The 13114-nt window shown below is 67.0% G+C and carries 14 protein-coding genes and 1 pseudogene; 10 read left to right on the top strand and 5 right to left on the bottom strand.

The window, feature by feature from the left end; all coding sequences use genetic code 11:
- Nucleotides 1–694: 694 nt before the first annotated feature.
- Entirely contained in the window at nucleotides 695–967 is a 273-nt protein-coding gene (locus ABZY11_RS37660; RefSeq protein WP_356483479.1) for a DUF6225 family protein, read from the top strand.
- 715 nt (nucleotides 968–1682) lie between these two features.
- On the top strand, nucleotides 1683–2849 hold the full coding sequence (tcmP, locus tag ABZY11_RS37655) for a three-Cys-motif partner protein TcmP (protein ID WP_356483478.1): 1167 nt from the start codon (nucleotides 1683–1685) through the stop codon (nucleotides 2847–2849).
- A 57-nt stretch (nucleotides 2850–2906) separates the two neighbouring features.
- Here the strand turns inward: tcmP and ABZY11_RS37650 are convergent, their stop codons facing one another.
- Both ABZY11_RS37650 and ABZY11_RS37645 read right to left on the bottom strand, forming a co-directional pair.
- Nucleotides 2907–3653 carry a phage Gp37/Gp68 family protein gene (locus ABZY11_RS37650; RefSeq protein ID WP_356483477.1) on the bottom strand — a complete coding sequence of 249 codons (747 nt, stop codon included), beginning with the start codon at nucleotides 3651–3653 and terminating at the stop codon, nucleotides 2907–2909.
- Nucleotides 3654–4097: 444 nt separating this feature from the next.
- A complete protein-coding gene (locus ABZY11_RS37645; protein WP_356483476.1) occupies nucleotides 4098–4436 on the bottom strand; it encodes a hypothetical protein in 339 nt (112 codons plus the stop codon).
- On the opposite strand from ABZY11_RS37645, the gene ABZY11_RS37640 reads away from it, so the two are divergent.
- The gene (locus ABZY11_RS37640) at nucleotides 4429–4893 is read left to right on the top strand and encodes a serine hydrolase (RefSeq protein WP_356483475.1); all 465 of its coding nucleotides are present in this window, start codon (nucleotides 4429–4431) and stop codon (nucleotides 4891–4893) included. The genes ABZY11_RS37645 and ABZY11_RS37640 overlap by 8 nt on opposite strands.
- Nucleotides 4894–5042: 149 nt before the next feature.
- Here the strand turns inward: ABZY11_RS37640 and ABZY11_RS37635 are convergent, their stop codons facing one another.
- The gene (locus ABZY11_RS37635) at nucleotides 5043–5462 is read right to left on the bottom strand and encodes a hypothetical protein (protein ID WP_356483474.1); all 420 of its coding nucleotides are present in this window, start codon (nucleotides 5460–5462) and stop codon (nucleotides 5043–5045) included.
- A 258-nt stretch (nucleotides 5463–5720) separates the two neighbouring features.
- On the opposite strand from ABZY11_RS37635, the gene ABZY11_RS37630 reads away from it, so the two are divergent.
- Nucleotides 5721–6425, top strand: a complete 705-nt coding sequence (locus ABZY11_RS37630) for an HNH endonuclease family protein (RefSeq protein WP_356483473.1) — start codon at nucleotides 5721–5723, stop codon at nucleotides 6423–6425.
- A gap of 75 nt (nucleotides 6426–6500) precedes the next feature.
- On the opposite strand, the pseudogene ABZY11_RS37625 reads toward ABZY11_RS37630, so the two are convergent.
- A pseudogene (locus ABZY11_RS37625) lies at nucleotides 6501–6596 on the bottom strand (IS5/IS1182 family transposase); the annotation flags it as partial.
- Between the two features lie 317 nt (nucleotides 6597–6913).
- The gene (locus tag ABZY11_RS37620) at nucleotides 6914–7297 is read right to left on the bottom strand and encodes a peptidase inhibitor family I36 protein (RefSeq protein WP_356483480.1); all 384 of its coding nucleotides are present in this window, start codon (nucleotides 7295–7297) and stop codon (nucleotides 6914–6916) included.
- Between the two features lie 1421 nt (nucleotides 7298–8718).
- On the opposite strand from ABZY11_RS37620, the gene ABZY11_RS37615 reads away from it, so the two are divergent.
- The 6 genes from ABZY11_RS37615 (at nucleotide 8719) to ABZY11_RS37590 (ending at nucleotide 13023) form a co-directional block, all read left to right on the top strand.
- Entirely contained in the window at nucleotides 8719–9042 is a 324-nt protein-coding gene (locus tag ABZY11_RS37615) for a hypothetical protein (protein ID WP_356483472.1), read from the top strand.
- On the top strand, nucleotides 9039–9677 hold the full coding sequence (locus ABZY11_RS37610) for a DUF5819 family protein (protein WP_356483471.1): 639 nt from the start codon (nucleotides 9039–9041) through the stop codon (nucleotides 9675–9677). The genes ABZY11_RS37615 and ABZY11_RS37610 overlap by 4 nt, the downstream gene beginning before the upstream one ends.
- On the top strand, nucleotides 9674–10690 hold the full coding sequence (locus tag ABZY11_RS37605; RefSeq protein WP_356483470.1) for an HTTM domain-containing protein: 1017 nt from the start codon (nucleotides 9674–9676) through the stop codon (nucleotides 10688–10690). Before ABZY11_RS37610 ends, ABZY11_RS37605 begins: the two co-directional genes overlap by 4 nt.
- A 605-nt stretch (nucleotides 10691–11295) precedes the next feature.
- Complete coding sequence (locus ABZY11_RS37600; protein ID WP_356483469.1) at nucleotides 11296–11655, top strand: hypothetical protein; 360 nt, start codon at nucleotides 11296–11298, stop codon at nucleotides 11653–11655.
- Between the two features lie 110 nt (nucleotides 11656–11765).
- On the top strand, nucleotides 11766–12173 hold the full coding sequence (locus ABZY11_RS37595) for a DUF393 domain-containing protein (protein ID WP_356483468.1): 408 nt from the start codon (nucleotides 11766–11768) through the stop codon (nucleotides 12171–12173).
- A 10-nt stretch (nucleotides 12174–12183) separates the two neighbouring features.
- Nucleotides 12184–13023 (top strand): serine hydrolase domain-containing protein, encoded by an 840-nt coding sequence (locus ABZY11_RS37590; RefSeq protein WP_356483467.1) that lies wholly within the window; start codon nucleotides 12184–12186, stop codon nucleotides 13021–13023.
- Nucleotides 13024–13114: the final 91 nt, after the last annotated feature.

The raw sequence follows: 13114 nt of genomic DNA, 5'->3' as shown, positions 1-13114 counted from the left end.
CGCGCGGTGGGGGCGATTTTTCGGCAGGTCGCCAGCTCGCCGCCCCAACCGGTGAACAGTGTCTTGATCTCCGGGCTCGGTCGGCGGGGTCCGCAAGGCGGCGTCCTTCGACCCTCGAGGGCGGTTCATCTCGTCGATCGGACACTCGACGACCCGCCCGTCCTGTCGGCTCGCACGGGCTTGTACCGCACCGCGCCCCAGCGACGGTCAGGCATGAGACGGAGCGGCGGTCACCATCAGGTGGTGACCGCCCCTGCGTCATGACGCAGGGGCCGTTACCAGCGCATGCCGAGGGCATCGAGTTCGGCGCGGCGCTCCGGCGCCAGCCGGTCGGCCCTCCGCCGCGTGGAGAGCCGGGCCCAGACCCGGTCCTGGCTCCACTGGGCGAACCGGCGGTAGACCGTGGGCCAGGCGACAGACGCCCGCTCAATCGATGCCCATGGCCGGACGGGGCGAGTTCAACACGCTGACTTGCCAAGGAACATGACGATGGTGTGGACCCAGCAGGCCTCCACCGGGGCCAGACCTGGCCGGTGGGTGATCTACCGACGGTACGGTGTCCACCGGCTGGGTCTGACTCACCACCGGTGATCGGCATTTCACCCCAGATCCCCGTGCCCCCGAACCAGTGCTCTGGCCCGGGGCACAGCCGCGTCTCCCCCACCCGGAGATCCCTCACCGGGAGCCTGTGGCCATGACCGAAATCTTCGAGCACACCCCGCAGATCTGGAACGCCGCGCAGCTCCGCGAAGCGCTGAAGGACCTCCCCGACGACGCACCCATCCACATCGGTGTCGCGGAAGATCCGGGCGACTTCGACGGGTACCGCGGGGGTGTTCTCGTGGACGCTCACCGGGTCGAGAACTGGTGGCCGGCCACCGCCACTGCCCCGGAGCGCACCGAGACCGAGAAAGCGCTGACGCTGTTCGTCGACTGGGAGCCAGGCGCGTACGACCGTCTCGACTGAACGAGACGCATTCCCGATCCGGCATGTGTGGTCTGCGTCGGGCGCCACGCCGCGGTGGCGGGCCTGGCCGCGCTCATCCGCGCAGAGCTGCTGTTCCGCCGCCTGGAGCGAGACACCCGCAGCGACGTCCCCGAAACCTGAGCCAGACGTCCCCAGCACGCACAAGAGCCGCCCAGGAAAGCCGGGCGGCCTTTGTCTCGCCGCGCAGCATGGCCGACCCTCTCCCGGCACCCCCACGGATGCGGGGTGACCGGCGCGAGGCGGCGTCGTTGACCATGGCATCGCGTGCATGCCCATCCGATCCTCCCCGCGGATACGCGAGCGAGCCCCGAACGTGTCGGTCCGGGGCTCGCGGGCTGTTCGGGAGGCCGGGTGTTCGTGCGGCTCAGGCCAGCGCGGTGCGTCCTTCGTCCGTGGCCTCGACCAGGTCCGCCCGCTCGCCGTTCGCTGGATGGACGACCCGCACCAGGTTCTTCTGCCACAGCGAAACCGACGCCCTGTACAACGCGAACTGCTCGTCGAATCATGCCAGGCGAACCGGGTCGTCCGCCGGGGCATGGATCTCTGGCGGAACAGCCTGGGTGAGGGCGGGCGGTCTATGTGGCTCAGTGGCTCAAAGGTCTTGCGTTGTCGCCCGGTGATGCTCTTGTGCTCAACCCTGCCCTCGTGCCTCACTATCTGTGATCAAACGGATACGGTGAAGTCGGGGGTTGCGATGGCGTCAGGCACGAGCGGGGAGTACTGGGCGGACAAGGCGTTGCCCAGTGTGTTCAAGCACGACCTGCTGCGGCGGTACCTGCCGCAGTTCGGCGGGATGACGGGCACGCAGTCTCACGACAAGCGGGTGGTCTACCTGGACGGGTACGCAGGCGAGGGCCGGTATGAGAACGGCCAGCCGGCCTCCGGCGAGATCGCTCTGCGGGTCGCTTCGCACCTGCGGGCCAAGGCGGGACTGACGCTGGAGTGCTTCTTCTCGGAGGCGCAGGCCAAGTCGTACGACCGGCTGAACGAGGTGGTTCAGCAGTACCGGGCGCGGGGGGTGCGGGCGCATGCCCACCGCGGTGAGGTCGACAGCGTCCTGGACCAGGTCGTCGAGCGTGCGGTACGGGAGCCGCTGTTCCTGTTCCTGGACCCGTGCGGGCTCGTTCTGCCGCGGGACCGCCTGGTGGAGGTGCTTGCCCGGAAGCGCCCGCAGAAGCGGCCGGCGACGGAGCTGTTGATGAACTTCAGCATGATGGCGGTGTGGCGCCTGGGCGGCCACGTCCGCTCCCCGAAGGGCAATGAGCGGTCGCTGCAGCGGTTCGACGACGTGTGCGGCGGGACCTGGTGGCGGGAGTACTTCGCCGACGCGGTCGCCTCCCGCGGCAGGAACGGTGCGGCCGAGGACGCCATCGAGGCGGTGGCGGCCGAGTACGCCCGTCGGCTGGAGCAGCGCACGGGGATGGTGGTGCAGTCGGTTCCGGTGTCGCACTCGCCGCGCCAGCGCGCCGTGTATCGGCTGGTGTTCGCGACCCGCAGCCCGTACGGGCTGTGGGTATTCGGTGATGCCGTCGCCCGGGCCCGGGCTGAGTGGTGGAAGGAGTTGGAGGAGCGGGAGGAGGACGCCTTGTTCTCCCTGGCCCCGGATCCGAAGGAAGTTGAGGCCAGAGCCTTGCCGGAGATCACGGCCAACCTGGAGAAGCTGCTGATCCGGGCCCGGCGTCCGGTGAAGCTGGTCGACCACACGCTGGAGATCTTCGGCTCGTTTTACGGGCAGGTGACCGAGCCTGTGGCACGCCAGGCGGTACGGCTCCTTCATGAACAGGGCAAGACGCCCAGCAATGGGGTCGGCGTGAGGCGGACCCGGGAGATCACCGTCGCCCCCGGCTCTCTCCCGGCCTGACCACGTGAGGCCGGGTCCCTGCTCTCTCGGGGCCCGGCCACTTCTTGCGCGTATGGGTCAGGCCGGGACGGGCAGCGGCATCTGGTCCCAGGTGCGGCCCTCCAGCAGGCGGCCGCCAGCCTTCGGGGTGCGCCCGCCCCACTGCTTGAAGAAGAAGGCCACGTCCGCCTCCTGGCAGGTGTCGCGGATCTGCGTCACCCAGGCCTCGTTCAGCATCCGGTGGTTGGGGCCGGACTCGCCGCCGGCGATGACCCAGTGGATGCCGTCCAGGTCAAGGCCGGGCAGCGGGCCCAGCAGCGGCTCGCAGGACAGGAACCGCACGGCGGCGGGCACCTGGCGCAGGTCGTCGACGCGCGGCAGCTCGGCCTCGGATTCGACGGAGACGCCCATCCAGAGGTTCGTCGGCCAGTCCAGCTTCGGCGCGATCTGGCGCAGCCGCCGCGCCCGCTTGGTCAGCACCTGGTAGGTGTGCTGCGGGGTATCGGCCATGACCTTGAAGACCTGGCGGACGAAGTCCAGCGGGACACGGGCGTGGAACAGGTCTGACATCGAGTTGACGAACACCACCCGCGGCGCTTTCCACCCGTAGGGAACGTCCAACGAGTCCTGATGGAGCGTCACATCGAACCCGGGCCCGGACGTCCGCGGGTCACCGTCGTTCTGGTACTTCGCCGCGCCCATCGCCTTGAGCCGTTTCGCCAGCGCCAGGGCGTAGCAGTTGTCGCAGCCGAAGGAGACCCTGTCGCACCCGGTGGTGGGGTTCCAGGTCGCCTCGGTCCACTCGATGGCGCTGCGGTCACTCACCGGTTTCCTCCTGCCGTACACGACTCCCGCGCCGTCGCGATACGGACGGTGCGCTGTGGTGCCCAACGATGCCTGCCCCGCGAGGAAATCGGGCCCCGCAGCTCGATATTCGTAGGCTTCCGGTCACCTTTTGTAACGTCAACATTCGAACCTCCATTCGGAAATCTAGTAGCCGGGCTCGGCACCGTCGACACCGGTGCACACCCTCCAGCCCCAGGTCCGGCACTGCGACAACAGCACGCCCCGAAACCCGGCCGAAGCCCGGCCGTTGCGCAGGCATGGCACGCAAACAAGCAGACCCGACCGCCCGCAGGGCCCGCGAGACGGACCTGCTGGCCCAGCTCTCCCCCAGGACGGACGTCACCGACAACGCCCGCGACTCCGTGCGCTCCCTTCACGGAAGGCCCAGGCACCGGCGGAACCCATCGCCACGGCCAACTGACCTCACGCCGTACGCCCCAGAGACCCGGGCGCGGCCGACGGTGTGATGGTGGCCAGCCCGGCTCGCTCGGCCGCCAGTCGCCGCAGGGCCCGTGCCCGGGCTGCGTCACTGGAGCGCGCCCGTTGCTGGGCGGCGGTCTTGGCACGGAGCTCCTCCATCGCCTGGCGGCCGTCGGCGAAGGCATCGTCCGGCTCCCGCAGCCGCTCCCGGATCTGCCGGTCGATCGCCGCCTGGATCTCGGGGTTGGTTTGCCGCTGCGTGGTGTTCCAGGTGGCGCGGTGCGCGGCGAGGGCCTCGCAATAGCCTTCCGGTGCTTCCCGCCGGACAGGGCCCTTGGACACCGCCGCGCTGCCTCGGGTACCGCCGCGTCTACGACGACTCGACCCGTACGCCGACTTCGAATTCGAAGCCCTGAACGCCATCCTGGAACACCTCGATACCTTCACCACCGGAGCTCCGGGTGGAGAAGCGGAGTACTCCAACCTCGGCTACGCCATCCTCGGTGCGGCACTCTCCGCTGCGGCGGGCGCACCGTACGAAGAGCTGCTGAACCGTCACGTGCTCACTCCCCTGAACATCACCAAGGTGACCTCGAACCCGCCGTCGGCCAGACGGCTCAGTGGACGCGGGTTCCTGGGCCGGCCTCTGCGCCCCTGGACCATGAATGGCGCGATCCTGCCCGCCGGAGGGATGTGGGCCACCCCACGCGAAGCGGCGCGTCTGGTGACCGAGCTGCTCGTCGAACGAAAGCTGGGCGAACCCGCACTGACCTGGCAGACATCAGGGCGCCTGCGCTGACACAACGGCGCCACCCGGGGCGCCTCCGTCTTCGCCGGCGCCTTGGAGAACGGCACTTGGGTCATGGTCCATCGCCTCTCCGGCCGGCCGGCACCGACCGAGAACACAGCCGTCCAGATCCTGAAGGACGCGATCACCAAACCGTCCGACTAGGGTCTGTGTACGCCGAGAGGCTCGCGCCGGAGGCGCAGCACGGTACCCGGCTGATGAAAGTCGAGGATCCAGGTCCCGTCGTTGTACGGCTTGAATCCGATGCGTGACCAGGCGCGTCCCAGGTTGGCGCAGGCCTGTTCGTAGCCGGTTTGGTTGTCGCGTTCTACTGGGCCGACGAAGAGCGCGATGAGGCCGGCCCCGTGGCTGAGATAGTCCAGAGTCAGCCCGCTGAGGTAGACCCCGAAGCTGTGTCCGCGCAGGCGGCGGTCGATTGTGACCCGGTTCACGATGATCGCCTTGCCCGGCAGGGAGAGAAGGTCCGAGAGATCGTCGCGCAGGGTGCTCGTGGTCGGGTTCCGCTCGGCCGCCGCCAGGGCGTCGGTGATGATCCCGGTGCGCATGTGGTCGGCGATCACCTACCCGGCCAGACGTCGTCGGCCGCGCCCAGGCCACCACTACTGGCACAGAGCCCTTGCGAGCTGCCGCTCTCCCGCCGAACTTCTCCCGGGGCTGGCGCGAGGCCTGCCCCCCGCCTCACCTCCACGCTCGCCATCTACGTACATGACCTTCGGTCACGCATCGTTGCTCTGAGATCATGAGGCTTCATCAGCCGCCCGACCCCGGAGCATCGCCGTGATAGCACCCGCCTCGCCCCCATCGCCGCCGTCTTCCTCATGGCGTCGCTCGCTGCCTGCAGCCCGAGTGCCACGAAGGCCGACGACTCGAAGCCGTCTGCACCCGCCGCGGCCGGTGCTTCCGGCACTCCGGCCGACGGTGCCTCCGCCACTCCGGGCGCCCCCGCGGGCGGCAGCAGTCTGGCCCTCACCGAAGCCATCGCGAAGATCCCTTCCGGGACCGAGGACCGCACCGGGTACGAGCGCGATTCCTTCCGCCTGTGGGTCGACGCCGACAAGGACGGCTGCGACACCCGGAAGGAAGTACTGATCGCCGAGGCCGTCAAGTCGCCGACCCAGGGCGCACGATGCGCGCTGACCGGCGGCGAATGGCTCAGCTACTACGACAAGGTCACCGTGACCGAGGCCACCAAGCTCGATATCGACCACGTCGTACCGCTCGCCGAAGCCTGGGACTCCGGCGCCTCGAAGTGGACGGCGGAGCGGCGCGAGCAGTACGCCAACGACCTCGACGCCAGCAGGTCATTGGTCGCCGTCACGGCCAAGACGAACCGGTCCAAGGCCGATCGGGACCCGGCCGAATGGCTGCCGCCGGCCGCATCCGCGCAGTGCACCTACGCCTCCGACTGGGTCGCCACCAAGCTCCGCTGGAAGCTCACCGCGGACAGCAAGGAACGTGCCGCACTGGAGAAGATCGCGTCCAACTGCTCCAGCACCGTCGTGAAGTACGAAGCCGCCCCCTGACCAAACACGATGCCTCACTTCCCGAGCTGGGGCCATAGGCCTCCCGCAGGAATCAAACGGTGTTCCGCCCCACGACCCTGCCGCGAGCTGGGCGCAGGGATGCCCGATGCGCAGGTGGGCGAGGGCCAGCAGGGCCTGCCGGCCAGCGCTCAACCGGCGCCAGTGGCTGCCGATCGCACGGCGTGCTCGCTCGGTGCAGGGCAACGGCATCGCGGTGCACGGCGAGCGTGCGGTGGCCCTCGCACGCGCTCTGCCTGGTCTTCACCGGACAGCCGCACCCCGCTGATGCTGTGCCTCATCGGGACCGCATGCGCTATAGTTGATCTTGAAAGTTCGCCGCAACCTGCGGTGACTGACGCTGCGTTGGTCGTCCAAGGAAAGACGCCCCGCTTCCCGCGGGGAAATGCAGGTGCAAGGCCTGCCCAGCGCTCGCTCACGAAGCCCTTCCCTCCACCGGGGAAGGGCTTCGTCACGTTCGCCTGGGGTGTTCAGCCGCAGTCGTTGCGGTTGATCTTCAAGGAGCGTGTCTGGTCGTTGAGGTTGTAGCTCCGCAGATCATGGATGGAGCCGCCGCTGCGGGTCACGCAGACCCAGCGGCCGGAGTAGTTCCGCTTCTCGTAAACGCGAGCGGTGCGGTCGGAATTGTTGCGGACCGAGCTGCCCCGGTCCCGGATCGCGGAGGGCAGGTCTTTGACGCTGCCGTCGACGGCTCGGCGGACCCAGGGCTGGCCGCCAAAGTTGATTTCGGGATAGATGCACACGTAGTCGGGCGGGCACTCGATGCCGGCCCGTACCATGCCGGTGCTGCCGGAGGCGGAGGCGGGAACGGCCAGCGAGGAGAAGGCCAGGGCGGCAACCGCCGCTGCACGCATCACGGTTTTGATCATGCACTACACATACGGGCTGATCGGCGCAGGAAGAACGACTTGGCCTGCGGGGGTCACCCTGGCGGAGGAGCGCAGCGGGGGCGCAACCGGCGTGAGCACGGTTGCGGAGATCGTCATTCCCTGTTCCAGATGTGAAAGCGGCCCGCGTGGCCTGGTCTGGCCCACGCGTCCCAGTGCCCCTCTTGGTCGGGGAACGCTCACCCGTTGCCGGGTCGCCGCTATGGCGCCGTGCTCCGCCCATCCGTCCGGCGCTCAAGGTTGGAGAGTCCGGGGAAACCGTGGAACCCCGGCAGGTGAAGGCGATGCCGAGAAGCCCTCCCCTGGGCTCCTGCCCTCGCGGCCGAGACACTGCGGCGGGCTGGTCACCGACGCTTGTACCGCGTCGGGGCGAATCTGCCGACTCATACTGAGCCCTGCCAAGTCTCGTGCTCACGGGCGGGGAGGTCAGGCCCGCCACCGTACGACTCAGCCTCGCTCCGTGTACGGCAAAAGCACAGAATCCACCCTGTCGGGCGGCTGCGCCGCGCGCCGCGGATCCCGAGCCTTCAGGGCCCCGGCCAGGGTCGGCACCAGCCAGTCCGGGCCCAGCACGTGCATCACGCCCCGCTGGCTGGGCACATGCCTCAAGCCGGCCACCAGCTATGGGGGAACCAGCGGCACCCGCGGCAGGCCGAGGGCGCCGTCGTCGTCGACCTGTACGCGTCGCCGACCGAGCCGAACATATGTGCCGGGCCGGCGCGCCAGGAGGGGGAGCGAAGGGCGTTGCCCCGCCAGCCTCGGCGTGCATTTTCCTGAGGGCCTGTCAGCCTCCCCGCGACTCCCTTGTCCGGGCCGGCTTCGTGCCGGGCGGCCGGACACCACTGCGGGCGTGTGGAGGTGGTGCTGCTCACACCGCTCTGGGGGAATCTAGCCATCCTGGCCCCTCTCAGGCCGCTCACCTCAGCGGTGACTTTGGCTCGAAAGGCACTTTCAAGGAAAGAAAGAATGAATCGGAACTCATGAATCCGCCAAGTCGAGGAGCCAGGGGTACCTTCCTGTCCTTTTTGTGCGCACTTCTCGCGTGCGTGTGCAGGCAGGAATGGTGAAGGCAAGCGAAATGATCAAGCAAGGAGGGAAAGGGCCGTTGCCCTGGACATCTGATCGCCGATCATGAAACGGTCATGGCGAATTCACAGGGGAGGCAACGGCATTCCGTGAACCATTCGATATCGGAATGGGTGCTGGAGGCAGTTGCTTGACGCAAGAAGGCCGTCTGCTCTGTGGGTTGTACCGGAGGTTGAATACAGCTCAAAGTTGGTGGCGACGCTTTGACCATGCGTCGTTACTACATAAACCCTTCGGTTCCGCGTATTGCAGTATCCGTGAAGAGCCCTGGTGAAAGCCGGGGATGTGAAGGGGGAAAAAAAATGAAGAAGAAGTTTGTCGCTGCAGCTGGGGTCGCCCTGGGTGGTCTCGCCCTGGTGATCGGTACTCAGGGGTCTGCGCAGGCTGCGGCTCCGGTCGCCGAGGTCTCCGCTCAGGTCACGGCCAAGCAGACCGATGACGTGCAGCCGCAGGCGATCGGGGGACTGGCGAAGCTGGCCGGCAAGGCGGCTGTTCACGTGAAGGCGGCGTGCCCGTCTGTCGCGAGTGCGGCCGGCAAGGTTGCCGGTGATTTCATCGGAAGCCGTGTCACGCCGGCCGAGAAGGTCGGCAACATCAACGAGATCGACACGGTCTTCGACAAGTGACACAACACATTATGGTCCGGAGGGCAGCGCTGATTTTTGGCGCTGCCCTCCTGGGCGCCTATTTCCTGCTCGCATCCTTTTCCCAGACTCCCCTCACTCCGGTGAAGGTGAAGTACTACGACCAGGTCAACGCGGCTATGCAGCCCTACCTGGCGCAGAACTGGATGCTATTCGCTCCGAACCCGATTTCAGAAGATCGGGGAATCCTTGCTCGCGCCAGGTGTGCCGACGGCACAGTGACCGAATTCTACGACGTCACGCGCCCCTACGTGAAAGAAGTGCAGAACGACCGCTTCTTCCCGTCTCGCGTAAACCGGCTGGTCAGTGGGACAATCACGCAGCTGGACAACGGTGACCCGCTTTTGCAAAGGCTGCGGGACACCAAGAAGGAAAAGAAGAAGAAGCAGCTTCCCCTTCTTCCGTACGAGAAGACGTCTCAGGACCAGGCCGAGAGGTTCATGTCCCGGTACTCCCTGGCGCAGATGCCGGGCGTGTGCGACGGGCACCCTGTGGCCGTCCAGGTGCGCGCCTACCTGCACGAGCTGCCGCCGTGGTCCAAGCGCAAGGATGCTTCCGCCAAGGGAACCATCAAGTATCAGGACCTGTCCTGGAGAGAGGCTGACGACACAAAATGAGGAGGGTACTGACCCGAATCGACGGATGGGCGTCAAGCCCCGTAAGCGTGGTCGGCGTATCAGGGACCCGGGTCCTCCTCGGGTTCATCGGCCTCATGTTCTATGTGAGCCAGTATGGCGACCGGGAGTTCCTCTTTGGCCCGGACGGTGTCCTCCCTTGGCGCGAGTTCACTGAACGTATCGCGGCCAACGACTCCTTCAGCCTCTACGCCATCAACTCCTCCAACGCATGGTTCCAGGTGATCTTCCACTTGGGGATCATCGGCGCACTGATGGTCATGCTGGGGATAGGAGGGAGGATAGGGCTGGCCGTCCACTGGATCTTCCTGTGGTCGATATATGAGCGCCAGACCGTACTGCTCGACGGCGGAGACAATCTCGCCTACCTCGTCATCATCATGCTTCTCCTGACGCGCTGCTACGACCGGTTCTCATTTCCCACTGGGATCGGTGAAAAGATCGTGAATCGTCTCCCCAGTCAAATGCGAGCCATAGGAGACCCGCTGCACAATATCGGCGTGGTCGCGATAGCTCTCCAAGTGTGTCTGGTCTACATCGTCAGCGGCCTTTACAAGGTGCAAGGGCAGATGTGGCAGGACGGCACAGCGCTCTTCTACGTCCTCAGGGTTCCGGAGTTCACTTTCCCCGCCCTGTCACACTTCGTGTACGAGAACGATTTCCTCGTCTTCTCGGGGACCTACGTGACCGTGCTCTTCCTCGTCTACTTTCCCCTGGGCATCCTGGTGCCGGCCCTTCGGCCGTGGGCCGCCGTCATGTCGATCGGTTTCCACCTGGGGATCGCGCTCCTCATGGGACTGACCGGATTCGCTTTGACCATGGTGGCCTGTGATCTGGTCTTCCTGAGCAGGGGGCTCGACGAAGCGATCTCCCTGGCTGGCCAACTGCTTCAGAGAGTGCGTACTCGCAGCAGTGCTGGAAGCACGCCGGAAGTGAACTCGCCCGGTGGAAAGGGCCTTCCCGCACCCCTGCCGGCTGCGGAAAAGGTCGGCTAGCCACCTGTCTCCCGCCCGTTCCTCGCCTCGCCCCCAGAGTGCTTACTGCCATTGGAAGCAGAACCGACACCGACGCTACACAGCCTCCATGGCTCAAACGTGGCTACGAGGGCACGGGTCCTGGGCTTCGAACCGCGGCCCAGTCGCGTCGCCGACCACGGTGGCCGGTTCTCGAACGTGGAATGTACATCCCCACGTGGCCGGAAGGGCCACCGTCCAAAATCCGCCCTGGCATGATCGGGGGCCTGTCAACAAGAGCGGGAAGCACCTGATTTGCAAGGCTGATCGCATGACTGCGTCGTCCGCCGGCGACGCGCGCATATCCGGTGCCCTGGAGAGCAGCAGGGCGCGAAAGACGGAAGGTCCAGCAGTCAGGGGGCGGGCGCTTCCATGTCCGTGATCGAGGAACGGAGCTGAATTTGGAAACCTCATCGACCCAGCACGGCGATCCCGGCCGGCCGGGATGTGTGATCGGCCTGTTCTGGATAGAGGAGACCAGGGTGTGTCTGGGCGCGCCTCCGGCCGAAGAGGGGCCTGGAGTGTTCCTCTCCCCTACAGGGTTGTCGGTCACTGGCCCCGAGCAACATGTCTGGGGTTGGGAGGATGTGACAGATCTCCAGGTCCTCGACGTGCCGGTGCGTTCGGCCGCTGCCCGATGGGCGACCCGGGTGACGACGGTCGCCGCGGCGGCCCTGGATGCCTGGGTTCCGGGCAGTCCGTCGCAGATGACCGTGGTGGTGTATGCCCAGGACCAGCGCGTTGAGACACCGGTCTTCTCCGCGGCGGACACTGCGTACACGCAGCGGGAAGTCGACCTCTCGCTCGGTCTGCTCTCCCACTTCGTGCGGGGCAGCGCCTCGCCTTCGATCCTGACACAGTGGTGGGCGGAGAACCGGCCGGCCGAGGTCCTGCGCTCGCGGCGCCGGGAGGCCGCTCTGGAAGGGTGGCTGGCTCCCCTGTGGTGAAAGCCCACCACCGCGCCGGTCCGCTGCTCTCCCGCGTCACGCCTTCCGTCCCGTTCCTGCTTCTGTTCCCCTGAAGGAGAAGGGCCACCTCAACGATGGACGACACCGCCATGAACAGCACCGCAGCCGGCGCCACCGAACTGCGCAGCGTGCTGGCGTTCGACGGCGACTGCGGCTTCTGTCAGGCCGCCGTGCGGCAGATGCAGCTCCGGGCCAGACCCCGGACGAAGGCCGTCGCCTGGCAGACCCTCCCGCCGGAACTGACCCAGGCCCATCTGAGGCGCCTGGACAGAGAAGTTCTGCTGTTCGACGGGGGCCAGGCGCGCTACGGCGGCGCCCCCGCGCTGGCCGAATTTCTCAGCTCCTCCCCCGCCCGCAGGTACCGGCTGGCAGGTCACTGCCTTCGGCTTCCCCCTATCAACCTGGCAGCGCACGTCATCTACCGAACGGTGGCCAGGAACCGACATCGCATGCCGGGCGGTACAGCGGCCTGTGCACTGCCCCGCATCACAGGCTGAAGGCCGCACCATGCCGCCAGTACCCATCTGCATTCTCAGCAGCAACCACGCCCCCCGGGTCAGCCACGGCCATGATCTCGACCGCTTCGTCCAGATCGGCTCGCTGACCAAGCCGCTCACCGGAACCCTGCTCGCCCGGCTGGCTGAAGCAGGCGTGCTCCAACTCGACGACCCGCTCGACCAGTTCCTCCGCATACCTGCCGGGACCGGCATCACCCTGCGGCACCTCGTGGAACACACCGCCGCGCTGCCTCGGGTTCCGCCGCGTCTACGACGACTCGATCCGTACGCCGACTTCGACTTCGAAGCCCTGAACGCCATCCTGGAACGTCTCGATACCTTCACCACCGGAGCTCCGGGTGGAGAAGCGGAGTACTCCAACCTCGGCTACGCCGTCCTCGGTGCGGCACTTTCCGCTGCGGCGGGCGCACCGTACGAAGAGCTGCTGAACCGTCACGTGCTCACTCCCCTGAACATCACCGAGGTGACCTCGAACCCGCCGTCGGCCAGACGGCTCAGTGGACGCGGGTTCCTGGGCCGGCCTCTGCGCCCCTGGACCATGAATGGCGCGATCCTGCCCGCCGGAGGGATGTGGGCCACCCCACGCGAAGCGGCGCGTCTGGTGACCGAGCTGCTCGTCGAACGAAAGCTGGGTGAACCCGCACTGACCTGGCAGACATCAGGGCGCCTGCGCTGGCACAACGGCGCAACCCGGGGCGCCTCCGTCTTCGCCGGCGCCTTGGAGGACGGCACTTGGGTCATGGTCCATCGCCTCTCCGGCCGGCCGGCACCGACCGAGAACACAGCCGTCCAGATCCTGAAGGACGCGATCACCAAACCGTCCGACTAGTACTCCAGTACGGTTTCGTGATCTATCCCGTGGGTTCATCGGCGGATCGTCGTCGGTAGTGGCTGCGACGGGCTGTGGCCTGGTGCTTTCG

It is taken from the genome of Streptomyces sp. NPDC006510 (assembly GCF_040611955.1).
Taxonomy (GTDB): domain Bacteria; phylum Actinomycetota; class Actinomycetes; order Streptomycetales; family Streptomycetaceae; genus Streptomyces.
Note: the sequence above shows the minus strand (reverse complement) of the source record. Positions and strands in the feature narration are given on the sequence as shown.